This window comes from Bacillus sp. MUM 116 (genome assembly GCF_001866655.1).
GTDB lineage: Bacteria > Bacillota > Bacilli > Bacillales > Cytobacillaceae > Neobacillus.
Genome location: NZ_MLYR01000030.1, coordinates 17,325 through 33,755, shown reverse-complemented (window position 1 = coordinate 33,755; position 16,431 = coordinate 17,325). Strand labels below are relative to the sequence as shown.

Annotated in this window: 14 protein-coding genes and 1 other annotated feature; of the genes, 5 read left to right on the top strand and 9 right to left on the bottom strand. The window is 39.8% G+C overall.

Features of this window, described 5'->3' with window-relative positions; genetic code table 11:
* Positions 1–201: 201 nt before the first annotated feature.
* Entirely contained in the window at positions 202–1,632 is a 1,431-nt protein-coding gene (gene proS, locus BIV60_RS08630) for a proline--tRNA ligase (RefSeq protein WP_071355325.1), read from the bottom strand.
* 48 nt (positions 1,633–1,680) lie between these two features.
* Positions 1,681–1,898 (bottom strand) — a binding site (T-box leader).
* A gap of 126 nt (positions 1,899–2,024) precedes the next feature.
* On the opposite strand from proS, the gene BIV60_RS30280 reads away from it, so the two are divergent.
* The 3 genes from BIV60_RS30280 (at position 2,025) to BIV60_RS08620 (ending at position 3,403) form a co-directional block, all read left to right on the top strand.
* Positions 2,025–2,156: a hypothetical protein gene (locus BIV60_RS30280; protein ID WP_256218352.1), complete on the top strand. Its 132-nt coding sequence runs from the start codon at positions 2,025–2,027 to the stop codon at positions 2,154–2,156.
* Positions 2,157–2,264: 108 nt separating this feature from the next.
* A complete protein-coding gene (locus BIV60_RS08625; RefSeq protein WP_071355324.1) occupies positions 2,265–3,131 on the top strand; it encodes a cupredoxin domain-containing protein in 867 nt (288 codons plus the stop codon).
* A gap of 74 nt (positions 3,132–3,205) precedes the next feature.
* Entirely contained in the window at positions 3,206–3,403 is a 198-nt protein-coding gene (locus BIV60_RS08620; protein WP_071355323.1) for a hypothetical protein, read from the top strand.
* Positions 3,404–3,434: 31 nt separating this feature from the next.
* Here the strand turns inward: BIV60_RS08620 and BIV60_RS08615 are convergent, their stop codons facing one another.
* The 7 genes from BIV60_RS08615 to BIV60_RS08585 all read right to left on the bottom strand — a co-directional run bounded on the left by BIV60_RS08615 (position 3,435) and on the right by BIV60_RS08585 (position 11,130).
* Positions 3,435–4,691 carry a sensor histidine kinase gene (locus tag BIV60_RS08615; protein ID WP_071355322.1) on the bottom strand — a complete coding sequence of 419 codons (1,257 nt, stop codon included), beginning with the start codon at positions 4,689–4,691 and terminating at the stop codon, positions 3,435–3,437.
* A 12-nt stretch (positions 4,692–4,703) separates the two neighbouring features.
* Positions 4,704–5,375, bottom strand: coding sequence for a response regulator transcription factor (locus BIV60_RS08610; RefSeq protein WP_071355321.1), 672 nt, complete (start codon positions 5,373–5,375; stop codon positions 4,704–4,706).
* 86 nt (positions 5,376–5,461) lie between these two features.
* The gene (locus BIV60_RS08605; protein ID WP_083402166.1) at positions 5,462–6,628 is read right to left on the bottom strand and encodes an ABC transporter permease; all 1,167 of its coding nucleotides are present in this window, start codon (positions 6,626–6,628) and stop codon (positions 5,462–5,464) included.
* Positions 6,606–7,316, bottom strand: a complete 711-nt coding sequence (locus BIV60_RS08600; protein WP_071355320.1) for an ABC transporter ATP-binding protein — start codon at positions 7,314–7,316, stop codon at positions 6,606–6,608. Before BIV60_RS08600 ends, BIV60_RS08605 begins: the two co-directional genes overlap by 23 nt.
* The gene (locus BIV60_RS08595) at positions 7,316–8,287 is read right to left on the bottom strand and encodes an efflux RND transporter periplasmic adaptor subunit (protein ID WP_071355319.1); all 972 of its coding nucleotides are present in this window, start codon (positions 8,285–8,287) and stop codon (positions 7,316–7,318) included. Before BIV60_RS08595 ends, BIV60_RS08600 begins: the two co-directional genes overlap by 1 nt.
* 214 nt (positions 8,288–8,501) lie before the next feature.
* Positions 8,502–9,425, bottom strand: a complete 924-nt coding sequence (gene hprK / locus BIV60_RS08590) for an HPr(Ser) kinase/phosphatase (protein ID WP_071355318.1) — start codon at positions 9,423–9,425, stop codon at positions 8,502–8,504.
* Positions 9,426–9,663: 238 nt separating this feature from the next.
* Entirely contained in the window at positions 9,664–11,130 is a 1,467-nt protein-coding gene (locus tag BIV60_RS08585; protein WP_071355317.1) for an alanine/glycine:cation symporter family protein, read from the bottom strand.
* Positions 11,131–11,406: 276 nt separating this feature from the next.
* On the opposite strand from BIV60_RS08585, the gene BIV60_RS08580 reads away from it, so the two are divergent.
* Entirely contained in the window at positions 11,407–12,831 is a 1,425-nt protein-coding gene (locus tag BIV60_RS08580; protein ID WP_071355316.1) for a TerD family protein, read from the top strand.
* Between the two features lie 19 nt (positions 12,832–12,850).
* Here BIV60_RS08580 and selB read toward each other — a convergent pair whose 3' ends face one another.
* Positions 12,851–14,755, bottom strand: coding sequence for a selenocysteine-specific translation elongation factor (gene selB / locus BIV60_RS08575; RefSeq protein ID WP_083402165.1), 1,905 nt, complete (start codon positions 14,753–14,755; stop codon positions 12,851–12,853).
* A 342-nt stretch (positions 14,756–15,097) separates the two neighbouring features.
* Between selB and BIV60_RS08570 the strand changes: the two genes are divergently transcribed.
* Complete coding sequence (locus tag BIV60_RS08570) at positions 15,098–16,402, top strand: Nramp family divalent metal transporter (protein WP_071355315.1); 1,305 nt, start codon at positions 15,098–15,100, stop codon at positions 16,400–16,402.
* Positions 16,403–16,431: the final 29 nt, after the last annotated feature.

Here is a 16,431-nt window from a genome sequence, read left to right as displayed (position 1 = left end):
CCCTTTCAATGGTAATAAATTCGATGGGGGGCAGGGGAAATCCTTTTTTACTCACTTTAGTTTAAAATAAACTCTTCCCCTATTTATTCCGGTATTAGGTAAATGCATGGATATTTCCTTTTTAATGGTTATGTATTTTATTTTCCACTTCACCCCACAAAAAAGACCCTCCCGACTAAAATCGGAAGAGCCAAAATCATCCTAATAAGCTTTTGCCCAATACACCATTTTGTCTGCTTTACCACCGCAGCAAACGCATGTATCAGATAATTGTTCCTGCTCAAAAGGCATACATCTGGATGTAGCACTTGTTTCCTCTTTAATTTTTTCTTCACATGCTATATCGCCACACCACATTGATTTGATGAATCCGCCTTTGGATTCAAGCGTGTTCTTAAATTCATCAAAATTCAAGGAAACAGAAGTACGTTCTTCACGGTGCTTCAACGCCTTGTTATATAAATTAGACTGAATATCATCAAGCAATTCAACAAGCTTGGTTTCTAATTCATCCATTGGGACAACGACTTTTTCTAAAGTATCCCGTCTAACCAAGACAACTTGTTTATTTTCGATATCTTTCGGTCCAACTTCCAAGCGAACTGGAATTCCCTTCATTTCGTATTCATTGAACTTCCAGCCAGGCTTCTTGTCACTTGCATCGATACCGACACGAGCAATTGTTGATAATGACTCCTTCAAATCATAAGCAAAATCAAGCACGCCTTCCTTGTGCTGGGCAATAGGCACAATCATTACTTGTGTTGGCGCTGCTTTTGGAGGAATCACTAGACCGCGGTCATCGCCGTGAACCATGATTAAAGCACCAATAATACGAGTCGTGAATCCCCATGAAGTTTGGTGTACATGCTGAAGCTTACCTTCTTGGTCTGTATATTGAATTCCGAATGCTTCTGCAAATCCGGTTCCTAAATGGTGGGAAGTACCGGATTGCAACGCTTTGCCGTCATGCATTAAGCTTTCAATGGTATATGTGAATTTTGCACCGGCAAACTTTTCTTTTTCTGTCTTTTGACCTTTTAAAACCGGAATAGCAAGGATATTTTCACAAATATCCGCATACACATTTAACATTTTTGTTGTTTCTTGATGTGCATCTTCATCCGTTGCATGACAAGTATGACCCTCTTGCCATAAGAACTCTAATGTACGCAGGAATGGACGTGTAGTTTTTTCCCAGCGAACCACGTTAGCCCATTGGTTATATAACTTTGGCAAATCACGATAAGAATGAATAATATTTTTATAATGTTCGCAGAAAAGAACCTCTGAAGTAGGGCGGACAACTAACCGCTCTGTTAATTCTTCAGAACCGCCATGTGTAACTATAGCCACTTCCGGAGCAAAGCCTTCAACGTGGTCCTTTTCCCTTTGCAGCAGGCTCTCAGGAATAAACAGCGGCATATACACATTTTCATGGCCTGTTTCTTTAATTCTGTTATCAAGTTCATTTTTAATATTATCCCATAAAGCATATCCATAAGGACGAATGATCATCGAACCGCGAACGCTGGAATAATCAATTAAGTCTGCTTTTGTGACAACATCGGTATACCATTGGGCGAAATCTTCGTCCATGGATGTTATGTCTTTTACAAATTCTTTTGCCATTTTGACACCTCATTAATTTATTAAATATAAAAAAGGCCCTAATCCCAAAAAAGGGACCAAGGCCTTGGCGGTACCACCCTAAATTCATAAAGCAAATGCTTTATACACTCAACATGATAACGGAATTGATCCGCGTGTATCTTCAAAAAATCCGATACAGAACTCGTGAGGCAGGTTCAAATGACCATCTTAAGAAACCTTCCAGCAAATGGTTTCCTCTCTTGGTAAGACGCCTTCATTTTACTAGTCCCCGTCATTGTTTCAAGTAGTATTTTTGAAAAAATTATATATTTCTCGACACAAAAAGTCAAATCCTATTTTGGAATATATTTCAGAAGCTATTTCCATTCGAAAAAAAATCCTTTACAATGCATGAAAAGGAGTGATTCCTCATGAAAAAAGAGCAAGATGATTTTGAGAAGGAAGAGGAAGAAAAAAGGTTCCTGCTTGAATATATTAAAATGCAAAATGAGGCATTAAAACGGATTTTTAAAAATACACTCGATAAAGAAAAAGATAAATAAATTGTTGTCTGACGTTCTCGTGCGTCTTTTTTATTGCCCTCCAATTCCATCAAACGTTCAAAAAATCCCTATAAAAAAGAATTCCAATCAATATAAGGAGACCTACATATGAATATTTTAGCCATGATCACCATTGTAGTTGTTTGCATCTTGACCGGGTATTCACTCTATCTGGTTCACCGCGGGAAAAAGAAAATAACCAGCATGTCCGGAATGATGATTGCCATGGTCATGGCAATGATGGCCGGCCTTATTTCCGGGTATTTAATTGGCATCTATTCGGGTGATATGTTCCTTTCTGGCGGAGTCAGCATGATCATCGGGTTCTTTATTGGTTTCCTAGCTGGCCAGCCAATCGGCTTGATGGCAATTCTTGACGGGGCTCTTGCAGGAATTATGGGCGGAATGATGGGAGCCATGCTTGGTGTCATGCTTCAATTTGAAAATGCCTTTATCATGCTTGCTATTTTACTAGGGTTATATATCATCATTATGGGCCTTGTCATTTTATTTATTTTAGTGGAAACAATCAAAAAGATTACGCTTGATACCCAGGCGATTTCCCCTTTTGCAGTTTTCTCAGCCGGTGTGGTTGCTGTTTCCTTATTTTTATTTATGTATGGTAGGGACCATGTAAAAATTCCCGGTGAAAATACCTATTCCCGAAATAATGCCACGATCAAACAAGAAGTCGATGTATCAAACGAACAATTACCAAAGATTCACATGAAGGTTACTCCACAGGGCTATACTCCCAACGTCATTAGGGTAAAAAAGGGAGTACCTGTCGAACTTATTATTGATAATCCCTTAGAAAATAACTGCCTATCCACTTTCACAATGCCTGAATATGATATAAACAATGTCAATTTAAAAGTTGGAACAACTCACCTCTCTTTTATCCCAACCAAAACCGGCAAATACACCTTTAGCTGCGGAATGGGAATGTTTAAGGGATCTGTAATTGTAAAATAATTGAGCTTGGTCATGAAACCAAGCCTTTTTTCATAACTATTCTAGTGAATGTGATTAATTGAAGAGGTGGTTTTGTGACGAATAAAGAAATAGAGATTTCACCAACAAGACAAAATAACAAAAATGATGTGAAAGTGAATAATCAATTCAGTTTAACACTAAATTTTGGAGATTCATTGAATTTATTAGCTTTAATCGCAGGGTTTTATATGATTAGAAAAATTGGAAAAAGGTACAAAGTGAAGAAAAAAGACCAAAAAGCTTCCAGTTGATTTGGCAGCTTTTTGGTCTTCCCACTATATTTTAACTCTTCTGTGTTCTCGGAAAAATTATTTCAATTGTCGTTCCTTTGCCAACACTGCTTTGAACCTTCGTTTTGCCATGGTGCTTTTCAATAATCCATTTTGCAATCGACAAGCCTAAACCAGTGCCTTCCGCGGAAGTACGTGCTTTATCACTTTGATAAAACCGATCAAAGATTTTTGGAATATCAGCCTCCGGAATTCCGATTCCATTATCCTCCACCTTCAAATTAATTGAAGAATGGCTTTGCTGGCAGGATAATCGAATCTCGCCGCCTTCGTTCGTATATTTCGTGGCGTTATCCAGCAAAATGACAATCAACTGATGAATCCTTTCTTTATCGGCGAAAAATTGAACCGGTTCCGGAGCCTCCAAATGAATAGTCTTCCCTTGATACGTCACAAACTCTTCATAATGTTGGTAAATTTCCTTAAACAACTCGTCTAAGCGAAAGTTTTGCTTCTTCATTTCAATCTGATTCGAATCCGATCTGGCAAGCGTTAGTAAATTGCCAACAAGTTTCGAAAGCCTCCTGGACTCGGTTGAAATCGTGGAAATATCGCGAACTTTCTCTTGAATCGTTGCTTGAGGGGAACGGAAAAGCAATTCTGTTTTTGCTTGGATGACCGCAAGCGGCGTTCTTAATTCATGTGAAGCGTCGGATACAAATTCCTGTTGTTTTTGCCAGGTATTTTTTATCGGTACCAATGCTCTTCCCGCTAATAAATAACCCATACCAACTGCACATATAATCCCTATTCCACAACCAATCAACATAATTAATAACAGACGATTTAATAATTCTTTTTCCGAATTGGTATTCCGAATCACTTGGACGGTTACTTTTCCTAAGAGTGGAACCTCGAGTTTTGTGGCAATATAGCGATAAGAAAAATTCTCAACATTCACATCCTGCAGGGAATTCAATTTTTTCGGACGGATTCGTATTTCATTATCTTGAAAAAGCACAGCTTCCCGGTTTTGGTCGGTTAAAAGATGATTATTTGCATCCCAAATTAACGTCAAAATTCTTGGGTCGCGGTGCATAAATTTCGGCCCGTCGTCCACATTGGGTCCTTGTTTTTGCTGTGGCTGTTCACTTTGAAAATGATTTACAGTTTCTATCAGGGAACGATTCACGTCTTGATATAATTTTTTCTCTGTATAAAAATAAATGATACTCCCAAGAATGCTGATTAAAATAATAAAAACTAAAGAATTTAACAAAGTTAGACGTATATGTGTTTGCCGAAACATTCGCTGTCCCCTTTACTCCTCATTCAGCATGTAGCCAACACCGCGGATGGTTTTAATATCTGAATGGTAGCCAAATGGCTCAAGTTTTTTGCGGAGATGGTGCATAAAGACCTCAACAATTGCGATCGTAGTATCTGAATCAAAGCCCCAAACACGGTCATAAATTTGTTCCTTCGTTAAAATTGCACCCTTATTTTGAATCAGGTATTCCAACAATTCATACTGCTTCGTTGTTAACTTAACAGGTCCCCCCTCAATCAGAATATCCCTTTCCTTCCCTAACAATTCGATACCGCGGTATTGGATGGTTTGATTGGTGGTGAGACTTCCGCTCCGCCGTAATAAAGCACGAATTCGCGCTTTTAACTCAGCAGCTTGGAATGGTTTTACCAAGTAGTCATCACCACCGCTGTCCAATCCTTTTACCCGATCTTCCAACGAATCCCTTGCGGTTAAAAAAAGAACCGGAGTTTTCATGCCTTCCTTGCGGATCGTTTGAAGTACTTCAAAACCGTCAATTTCTGGAATCATGACATCCAAAACGATAGCGTCATGGATATTTTGCATCGCTAAAAACAAAGCATCCTCCCCATTTGATGCCTGGTCTACTTCAAATTCATCGGACAAAAGCTCTACAATAGACTCAAGCAATGGGAGATTATCTTCAACAACTAATAATCGCATAGTTTGGGCTCCTTAAAAAAATGGACTAGCTTCTATTATATAGGAAACGAAGCGACCGCATTATACGATCGCTCCTGTTTTACCAATTATTCATAACGCAGAGCCTGAATTGGGCTCAGTTTTGATGCTTTATTGGCCGGGAAAACGCCAAAAACAACACCGACTAAAAGCGAGAATAAGAAAGATAACACAATCACCGATGTCGAATAAGCGATCGTGAGACTCATCAGTGAGGCGATAATTTTTCCAAGTCCAATTCCGGCCAGGATTCCGATGATTCCTCCCATTGAACTTAATACCACTGCCTCGATTAAAAATTGCAGCAGTACATCCCGCCGTTTTGCCCCGATCGCTTTCCGGATACCAATTTCCTTTGTCCGTTCAGAAACGGAAACTAGCATGATATTCATGATCCCGATACCGCCTACTAACAAGGAAATACTGGCAATACCTCCCAACATCATCGTCATCGTATTGGAAACTGAGCTCAGCGTATCCATGACATCCTGCTGATTGGTTACACTGTAAGAATCACTTTTATTCGGATAAAGGCTTGCCATTGCCCGTTCTACTTCATTCATAACAAAATCCATTTGATCTTTGCTATTCCCTTGTAAATAAACCTGGTTAATACTTGTGCTCTTGACTAAGCGTTGGCCGGTACTTAACGGAACAATGATGACATTATCCCCGCTTTGCCCTAAAGAACTTCCTTTAGATGCCATAACACCGACCACCTTAAAAGATGTACCGTCTACCTGGATATATTGGCCAACCGGGTTGTCAGCACCAAAAAAGGTTGAAGCGGTTTCCGATCCCAATACAGCAATTTTCTGCCGATATTCAATATCCAGGTCATTGATAAAGCGCCCTTGACTCACCTTTGCATCCCGTACAGAGGAGTAAGCGGCATTGGTACCGGTCAGAGTTACTTGTGAATTCGTCCGATCCTTTTTCACGGTTACCCGTCCGGAAACAACAGGGGAAATCGCCTTTACCCCATTTAATTTGCTTAATTGGTTAATTTTATCCTCTGTTAACGATAAATCTGTTCCAAATGTATTAATGGTTAGCAGGTTAGTTCCCAGCTGATTTATACTGCTTGTGACATTTTTAGCAGAACCCTGTGCAATCGAAACCAAAATAATAACAGATGAAACACCGATAATAATCCCAAGCATAGTCAAAACGGAACGAAGTTTATTGCTTTTTATACTGCGAAGTGCCATTTTAATAGATTGGTAAATGCCCAAGCAGTTCACCCCCATTCTCATAAAGCTGGCCGTCTTGGATGCTGACCATTCTTTTTGCCTGCTTCGCGACAGCCAAGTCATGGGTAATTAATATAATCGTGTGACCGACTTCATTTAATTCCTTCATCACCATAATAATTTCTTTACTTGTTTTACTATCCAATGCACCCGTTGGTTCATCTGCCAGAAGGATCGAAGGACTGCCGGCAAGGGCTCTGGCAATCGCCACCCTTTGCTGCTGGCCACCCGATAACTGCGATGGTAAGTGCCCCGAGCGATCGAGCAGTCCTACCTTCCTAAGGCTATCCAATGCTTTCTCCCTGCGTTCTTTTGCCGAAGCCCCGCGATAAAGCAGGGGCAGTTCAACGTTTTCTAAAGCCGTTAATTTTGTTAAGAGATTAAAATTTTGGAAAATAAATCCAATTTTTTCATTACGGATGACTGCCAGCTGATTATCATTCATTTTTCCAATTTCTTTTCCATCCAACAGGTATGCCCCAGACTCAGGCCTGTCAAGACAGCCAATCATATTCATTAACGTGGACTTCCCTGAACCTGAAGGACCAATTATAGCTAAAAACTCTCCTTGGTCAATTTCAAGAGAAACATCATTTAGTGCATGAACGGTTTCTCCCCCAAGTTGATAGGTTTTCATGAGATGACTGATTTGAATAATTGGTTTACGCATTAATTACCAGTCCTTCCGCTAAATCCTTGTCCTCCGCCATTCCGGTTAAAGCCGCCTCCGTTTCCAAATCCGCCGAAACCGCTGCCAAAGCTGCCTTGCATCATGCGCCGATTTCCCCCGGCAGTAGAAGAGGTACTTTGCGCAAGCTGAGGTAATTTAATAATCTCTCCTTCATTTAAACCCTGGAGAATTTCCACATAATCTTCATTGGCTAATCCCGTTTTCACTACTTTTCGCTGTGCCCTTGCTGTTTCCGAGTTTCCATTTTGAACAAGGACAAATTTTTGATTATTCATCGCATGGACCGCATCAATCGGAACGTAAAGTGCATTGTTTTTGCTTGCCGTCAGAATACTTGCTTCCGTAGTCATACCTACCTTCAAATTACTTGGCTTTGTAATGTGAATGGCTACATCAAAGGTAGATACACCATTTGTCGAAGTGCCTTCATCCGCAATCGCGCTTACCTTTCCCATGTAAGTTTGATCCGGATAGGCATTCACCTTAATGCTTACTGCTTGGTCTTTCTTAACTTTCGGAATATCAAGTTCGTCAATTTGCACAACGGTTTGTAAATTTTCATAGTTTGTAAGATGTGCAACAACTTGTCCGTTGGTCACCCGCTGTCCTGCCTGAACAGAAAGCGATGTGATTTCACCGGAGGCAGGGGCAGTAATAGGATCACTTCCATCTTTAAAAGTAATCAATGCTTCTCCTTTTTTGACAGATTCACCTGTTGATACTAAAACTTCATAGATTTCATTGTTTTCTATTGGAGATTTAATATCCTCAGATGTTACCGGCTGAACGGTTCCTGAACCGCTGATTTTCACTTCCATTTTTCCTTTTTGAACAACCGCTGTCCGAACCTGAGAGATTACTTCTTTCGCACTGGTTCTGGAGTTGTACCACTGAAAGCCAACAAACCCTACTACTAAAACACAAAGAACGATTACAATCCCTTTTTTCATTCATACTTACTCCTTTTCTATAATCCATAATAGGACACTGATAGTTTGGAATAAGCCAATTATTCAACTTAATTCTTAACTTTTCCTTAAAATTAGAACAGCTTAGGAAAAGTCTTTCAAGTGCAGATATGTATAGAAGTTACAAAAAAATTATTTTCTATCTTTAAATCAAAAATACTGCCATTGAAAATGGCAGTATACCTAAAGCAAATGATTACCAATTAGAATCCATTTCCAGTCGCCTCATAAACTCTTCCGCGGCACTGTATCCCTGCTGTTTCAAAAGCCAGTTATTTGCAGCAGCTTCAATTAGCCCCGCCACATCGCGTCCGGGTTGGAGCTGTATCTCAATATGAGGAATGGGAACGCCCATATATTCTGTAAATACAGGTTCGTGATCCAATTCATTATGAAGGGAATTTTTCTGCCATTTTGTCAGTTCAATATCGAGCGCGATCCTCGTTTCCTCTTGGAAAGATTTTATCCCATATACACGGACCACATTCAACAGCCCGACACTTCGTAAGGCGAGAAATTCCTTCGTTTTCCCGTCATGTGTACCGAGAATCGTTCGTGGACTAAGCTTTTTCACCACCACGATATCATCAGCCACCAGCTTGTGACCTCTGCCAATCAATGTGTGAGCGATTTCACTTTTTCCGACGCCGGATTTTCCCCGAAGTAAAATACCCATTCCAAATACATTAATACACACTCCGTGCACGGCGATTTCCGGTGCTAATACTTTTACCATATAAGCATCCAGCTCGGTAATAAATTCAGAGGTTGTTCGAGGTGTGTTTGTGCATAATAATGGGATTCCCTCTTCAATACAAGACTTCCTTAAATAGGTTAGACCTTCATCCCCGGCAGTTACAATAAAGCATGGCGGGTGGTATTTGACTATATTCCCAATCCGCATTTGACGTTCTTCGATACTTAACTTATGCAAATAATTAACTTCTTTTCTCCCTAGTATTTGAACTCTTTCCGTCGGAAAAAAATCAAAGTGGCCAACGAATTCCAACCCCGGACGATGAGACCGTGATTGCTTGATGGTTCGTTGTAATTGATTTTCACCAGTTAATACCTTCAATGAAAATTTTCTCACTAAATCTTCTACCGTAAATATTTTCACATCTAAAGCACTCCCATCCCTTTAACTCTCTAATTGTTGATTGAAACTACTTTTACAATTAACCTCTTAATATATTAATTCTACTCTACTATATTGTATTTTCAGTTTAAAGTAAGAATTGATCAAATTATCTATTCAAATAATTTTAAAATGTCCCTTTTTATATTTTTTCAAAATATTGTACACGAAACGACCAAAAAGCACCAGCCTGTTGCAGCTGATGCTTCCAAAGTATAAACTATACTACATGTTTTTTATTCTTTTTGGCTTTTTCATAGCCATTTGCCCAGAAATCTGCATTTTTAATCCCTAGTTTAGTAGAATTAAATTCCGGATCTACACCTTGCTTTAGCTGCTCTTCATAATCCTTTAGAGCAAGTAATGCAGGCTTAAATAGAATCACAATGGCAATTAAGTTTAACCACACCATGATTCCTAGTCCAATATCCCCCATTGCCCATGCTGTAGAAGCTGTTTTCACTGCTCCATAGAAAGTCGAACCTAAGAGAACTAATTTTAATAAAGTCATCGCTAATTTTCTGTTTTTGCCTTTCACTAGATAAGCAAGATTTGTTTCTGCAATATAGTAGTAGGCAAAAATGGTTGTGAAGGCAAAGAAAAAGAGCGCAATCGAAATAAATCCTGATCCAAAGCCTGGTAAAATTGTATCTACTGCGGACTGCGTATATCCTGGACCTGGTTCTACTCCTTTAAGATGTTGAACCAAGAATTTTCCTGCTCCGTTCACTGTATTATAAGAATTAGTAAATAAAATCATGAATGCTGTTGATGTAACAACTAAGAATACATCAAGATAGATTGAAAATGCTTGTACAAGACCTTGCTTTGCCGGGTGAGAAACCTCTGCAGCTGCAGCAGGGTGGGCACCTGTACCTTGACCGGCCTCATTCGCATAAAGCCCGCGTTTTACACCCCACATTATCGTTGAGCCAAGGATTCCGCCGAATACTTCCTCTGCACCGAAGGCACTTTTAAAAATAAGTGTGAAAACTGCTGGAATTTTATCAAAATTAACTACTATAATCGCAATTGCTATAAGCAAATACCCAATCGCCATAAAAGGCACGACAAATTCAGCAACTCTTGCAATTCGCTTAACTCCACCAAAAATAATAAGTCCCATAAGTGCAATAACAATAAAACCAGTGATGGCATTATTTATACCAAATGCATTTTTCACACCTTCTGCAATTGAATTTGCCTGGATACCTGGCATCAATATAGCCATAGCGAGGAGTGTTGCAACTGCAAAAATAACAGCGAACCATTTTATTCCTAGTCCCTTTTCAATATAAAAAGCAGGGCCGCCACGATACTCTCCATCCTGCTTTTCTTTATAGATTTGAGCAAGTGTGGACTCTACGAAAGCTGAGGCTGCACCAATAAAGGTAATGACCCACATCCAAAATACGGAACCCGGTCCACCAAATGCAATCCCGGTTGCGGTACCTGCAATATTCCCTACACCAATACGGCCAGATAATGACATTGCTAATGCTTGGAAAGACGAAACACCCTCATTAGAGCTTTTACCTGATAATAATAAACGAATCATTTCTTTGATATGACGAATCTGCAGGAATCTTGTTCGGAAACTAAAATACAAACCTACTGCTACAATAAAGATGACTAATACTGGGCTCCACAAAAACCCGTTAATACTTGTTACCAATTTTTCGACCATAAAAATCCCCCATTTATATCTATATCTGAATTTTTGCAATTATCTTGATGTCTAGCAAAATTATAAATGACACCCTATCATATTTCAATAAAATATTTGTCGTTATTTTGCGAAAAATCTAATTTTACTAGAAATGCTTTTTTACTCTTTCAATTTCGGATCCATAAAAAAATGAAACCAATTAAAAATTTTTTCGTATTGTTTAACAGAGAAAATTTTCAGAATTACTTAATTCAATTTATAATGAAATAATGAATATTGATAGGAGTGAAAGATATGGGTGTTACGCTTAGTAAAGGGCAAAAAATAGATTTAACCAAAACTCACCCGGGCCTTGAAAATGTCGTGGTAGGATTAGGGTGGAACATTAGTAACATGGGGTCCAATTTTGACCTGGATGCTTCTGCGTTCCTGCTTGGCCAAAATGGGCTGGTTCAAAATGATTTGGATTTTGTTTTTTATAACAATCCTTCCGGCGGAAACGGTTCGATTCAATACAGCGGGGATAACCGTATTGGTTCAGGTGTCAGGGACGATGAGCAAATTAAGATTAATTTAAAAATTGTCCCACCTCATATTCACCGGATTGCTTTTACGATCACGATTCATGATGCCCAAGTAAAACGGCAAAATTTTGGACAAATTTCCGATTCCTACGTGAGAATTTTTAATGAACTCACTAATGAAGAATTGCTTCGTTTTAATCTCGGCCGGGATTTCACTGTGGAAACGGCAATAGTGGCGGCAGAATTGTATCGGCATAATGGCGAATGGAAGTTCAATGCCATTGCAAGCGGCTTTCAAGGTGGATTAGCAGCACTTTGTAAAAATTTTGGGGTAACCGTTGATGATGCTCCGGCACCGGTAACTCCTTCTTATCAACAGCCGAATTATCAGCAAAATCAATCTTCATACCAACAAAATCAATATCACCCCTATCAGCCTAGTCAGCCGTCTGTTTTCCATTCTCAGCAGTCGACACAAGCTTATCAGCAGCAGCCCGCCTTCGGGTATCCGGCACAAACCTTTCCTTCCACCTCCAGCACTGGAACTAATTCAACCTATGGCGGGGATGAAATCATTTGTCCGCGCTGCCATTCCACGAATGTCCGGACGGGTCAAAAGGGTTTTGGAATTGGAAAAGCGGCAATTGGCGGGCTTATTCTTGGGCCAATTGGATTACTTGGCGGTTTTATTGGGAAAAACCAGTTGAAATTTACCTGCAATAGCTGCGGAAGTTCCTGGTCACCATCTCAAACGGATTATATGGAATGGGCTAATAATCAAAAAAGAAGAGCGCAGGAGTTATTTACCCGTTACAAAAGCCAGGATGTATTGGAAGCTGTTGTTGCAGCTTGTGCATTGGTATCAATGGCAGACGGGCATCTCGATGCTTCAGAAAGGCAAAAGATGCTGGAGTTTGTTCACCAGAGTGAAGAACTACGTGTTTTTGACTCTCAAAAGATCATTCAGAAATTTAATTTATTTGTTTCGAAAATTGAACATGATTCAATGATGGGCCGTGCCGAGGCATTCCGGGCCTTGGGCAGAGTAAGAACAAAACCTGAAATTGCAAGATTAATCGCTCGTTATTGCATTGCTATTGGTTATGCGGATGGTAATTTTGACCAGTATGAAAAACAAATGGTTTCAGATATATGCCGCGAGCTTGGTTTAAATCCTGGAGAATTTCTTTCATAACCTATAAAAAACCGCAATCCTATTTTGATTGCGGTTTTTTTTCATTCATCCAAGCACGTTTATTTTCGATTCGTTTTGTTAACCCCAATAAATCCAGTTTTTCCAAAAATGGGATCATGTATTTTCGGGAAAGGTCTAAAATATCTTTTGCATCTCCGACTTCAAACTCCGGACCTGTGCCACTGCGAAGTTTTTCCACTGCGGCAGAAAATACTTCCGCAGCATAAGCAATTTGTTCATCCAATGGAACAATTAATTTTTCCTCCTCAAGGAGCCGCTTTAAATCCACTTCCAGCGATTCAGGAATACCTGCTTGCGAAAAATAATCCACTAGATTACGAACCTTTAAACCATCTTTTGTCAAAGCTTCAAGCATATTTTCTGTACGCTTTTGCCAATTTTTTGGAACATGCGGCACAAAACTCGAGGTGAAGACAAATTTTTCTTGGCGTTTAAAAACTCCATGGTGAATCCCATTTTCCACGACAAATTCAAGTAATATTTTTGGAAGCCGTTTTTGCAGGGTTTGGAGTAATTCTGCTTTATTCAGGCCGGGTTTCATCGGATGCTTGTTCTGATACTCATGTAATTGATCATAAATATCTTCTTCAATTGATTGAACCAGTATCTTCAGCGTATACTCTTTACCATTATAAAAAATGAATTCTTCACTTTTTAAATGCTCTGTTAACGTCTTTTCATCAAGTGCAGTCCGCTTGATTATTTCCGTTAATGGAAGACTTTTTGCTTCCATTAATGCTGCAGATATTCGCTCTTTTGGAGTACCTGCCTTTTTCTTCTCAAGCTCCTCGATTGTCTTAGTTCCAAATTTATACTTATCTCCCCGAGGATCAACGACCCAACCGCCGCCAATCGTCTCCACCGGGCTTGGCCTGCGAAGAATAAAACGATCTCCGCGTTTGGTGAGAATTTCTTCATTGAGCCTAAGTTGGCAAAGAATTTCACCATTTGCCTCTACAAGCACATTCCGGTCGAAAAAGACGATTCTTCCCATTACTTCAGTTGTACCAATATGAAGCTTTATGGGCATCCGTTGTTTGACCATATGCTCAAGGTCTTCGACAACTTGTATGGCGACATCTATGGTTTTTGTCACAATAAAATGCTCGGACGATATCAGAACATCACCTCGTTCTAATTCGTCCTTTGCAACCCCGGAAAGGTTAATCGCTGCCCGTTGACCTGCATACGCTTTTTGCGCCGGCTGATGATGAACTTGAATCTGCCTTGCCCTGACTTCCAGTCCTTTAGGCATAATTTTAAGGACTTGTCCCTCTTCGACTGTCCCTTCATACACAGTCCCTCTTACAACCGTCCCTTGGCCCTTAACGGTAAAAACTTGGTCGATTGGCAGACGAAAAGCCCCTTTGGCATCACGCATTTCCGTTTCTTTTAATGTTTTAATAATGAGTTCTTTTAATTCAGGAATTCCCTTTTTGGAAAGGCTATCCACCAGAACAAATGGTGCATCTTCAAACACAGTTCCTGTAAGTTCACCTAAAATATCATATTTGACGAGTTCAATAAATTCTTCATCCACCCGTTCGATTTTAGTGATGGCGATAATCCCATTTTCTATCCCGAGAAATTTGAGGATTTCTAAATGTTCAATTGTTTGTGGCATGACCCCTTCATCTGCCGCAACAACAAGCACCACCAGGTCTATTCCGGCAACCCCGGCAATCATTTGCCGGATAAACCGCTCATGTCCCGGCACGTCAACGACTGATATTTGAATTTCACTATCTTCATACAAAGGTGCAAATCCGAGTTCAATTGAGATTTGTCGTTCCTTTTCTTCCTTTAAGCGGTCGGTTTCGACATTCGTGAGGGCCTTCGTTAAAGATGTTTTTCCATGGTCAATATGCCCCGCCATCCCAATTGTAAAATACCTTTTTTCCAAAGCCTGCCACCTACTTCATTAATATCAACTTTACTGTAGCCTTAATAACCAAAATGTTCAAGCGAACTTTTTTAGACAGAAAAATACGTTCCAACTGCCTCCCATCTTTAATTGTTATTTGACGGTCCCTTATGAATTCCTTCCCAACCTTTCATTGTTCTATTTTTCTCCTTGGTTAAATGCCCTTTTTATCAGTTTAATTTTTTTAAAGCAAAAACGTACACAAATTTTTCAAAATTTTATATAATGGAGATATAGAGATTTGCACAAGGGAAACTTTTATTGACGAACGAACAAACCTTGGTATAAAGAAAAACAAACTTATAGAAAGGCTGGTGTCTTATGAGCCAAATAGAATCAGTTGCTGTTCAGAAGGCTCGGGCTGCAGAAAATCGAACAGTTTCAGCCGCAAGAGATGCCATTAATGGAAAAGTAAAAGGCATCCGTGCACTGCTTCCGTTTCTCGGACCTGCATTTATTGCCTCTATCGCCTATGTCGATCCAGGAAATTTCGCCACCAATATTCAAAGTGGTGCGAGCTTTGGTTATAAAATGCTTTGGGTAATCGTGTTAGCTAATCTAATGGCCATGCTCTTACAAAATATGTCAGCTAAGCTTGGAATTGCTACCGGCAGAAGCCTTCCAGAGGTTTGCCGGGATCATATGCCGAAATGGCTGACCTACATTATGTGGATAGTTTCAGAGCTTGCCGCAATGGCGACTGACTTGGCTGAATTTTTAGGTGCAACACTTGCACTTAATTTACTAGCCGGTATACCGATGATCTATGCTACGATTATTGTTGGAATTGTCACCTATCTTATTTTAATGTTAGAAAAATTCGGGTTCCGCCCGTTAGAAAAGTTTATAGCTGCTTTCGCAGTTCTAATCGGTCTATGTTATTTAGTTGAAACCGTCATTTCAAAACCTGATCTTGGGTTAATCGCCTATCACAGTGTAACACCATGGATAGGAAACAAGGAAAGCATTGTGCTGGCTGTTGGTGTAATCGGTGCAACAGTTATGCCTCACGCGATTTATTTACACTCTAGCTTGACCCAAAATCGAATTGTACCAAGAAATGATATGGAAAAAATTAAAATTCAAAAATTTAGCACGAAAGAAATCATGATTGCAATGACTCTAGCCGGATTTGTAAACTTGGCCATGATGTATATGGCAGCATCCGTGTTTCATAATTCGGGGAATAGCCATATTGCAGATTTAACTACGGCCTACCATACATTGACACCACTCTTAGGGTCTGCCGCAGCAAGTGTATTCTTAATTTCATTGCTTGCTTCTGGGGTTTCAAGTTCTGTAGTAGGAACAATGGCTGGGCAGGTTATTATGCAAGGCTTTGTTGGATTTACCATTCCATTGTGGATTCGCCGTTTGGTTACAATGCTTCCAACCTTTATTATCGTTGCGATGGGGGTTGACCCAACCCGTACACTTGTCATTAGTCAGGTTGTTCTAAGTATCGTTCTACCTTGTCCAATTATTGCACTCATCTACTACACACAGAAGAAAGAATTAATGGGTGTATTAACGAATAAACCAATTACTACGATTCTATCAACCATCTTCGCTATCGTGATATTAGGATTAAACTGCTGGTTGATTGTTCAGACGTTTTTGGGGTAATGGTAAAAAGCACACGACTCATAAATCGT

What these genes read in the sequence shown, in the direction of transcription:
- proS (WP_071355325.1), bottom strand. Translation starts at nt 1,632, where the DNA reads ATGGCAAAAGAATTTGTAAAAGACATAACATCCATGGACGAAGATTTC.
- BIV60_RS30280 (WP_256218352.1), top strand. Translation starts at nt 2,025, where the DNA reads ATGAAAAAAGAGCAAGATGATTTTGAGAAGGAAGAGGAAGAAAAAAGG.
- BIV60_RS08625 (WP_071355324.1), top strand. Translation starts at nt 2,265, where the DNA reads ATGAATATTTTAGCCATGATCACCATTGTAGTTGTTTGCATCTTGACC.
- BIV60_RS08615 (WP_071355322.1), bottom strand. Translation starts at nt 4,691, where the DNA reads ATGTTTCGGCAAACACATATACGTCTAACTTTGTTAAATTCTTTAGTT.
- BIV60_RS08610 (WP_071355321.1), bottom strand. Translation starts at nt 5,375, where the DNA reads ATGCGATTATTAGTTGTTGAAGATAATCTCCCATTGCTTGAGTCTATT.
- BIV60_RS08600 (WP_071355320.1), bottom strand. Translation starts at nt 7,316, where the DNA reads ATGCGTAAACCAATTATTCAAATCAGTCATCTCATGAAAACCTATCAA.
- BIV60_RS08595 (WP_071355319.1), bottom strand. Translation starts at nt 8,287, where the DNA reads ATGAAAAAAGGGATTGTAATCGTTCTTTGTGTTTTAGTAGTAGGGTTT.
- BIV60_RS08585 (WP_071355317.1), bottom strand. Translation starts at nt 11,130, where the DNA reads ATGGTCGAAAAATTGGTAACAAGTATTAACGGGTTTTTGTGGAGCCCA.
- BIV60_RS08580 (WP_071355316.1), top strand. Translation starts at nt 11,407, where the DNA reads ATGGGTGTTACGCTTAGTAAAGGGCAAAAAATAGATTTAACCAAAACT.
- BIV60_RS08570 (WP_071355315.1), top strand. Translation starts at nt 15,098, where the DNA reads ATGAGCCAAATAGAATCAGTTGCTGTTCAGAAGGCTCGGGCTGCAGAA.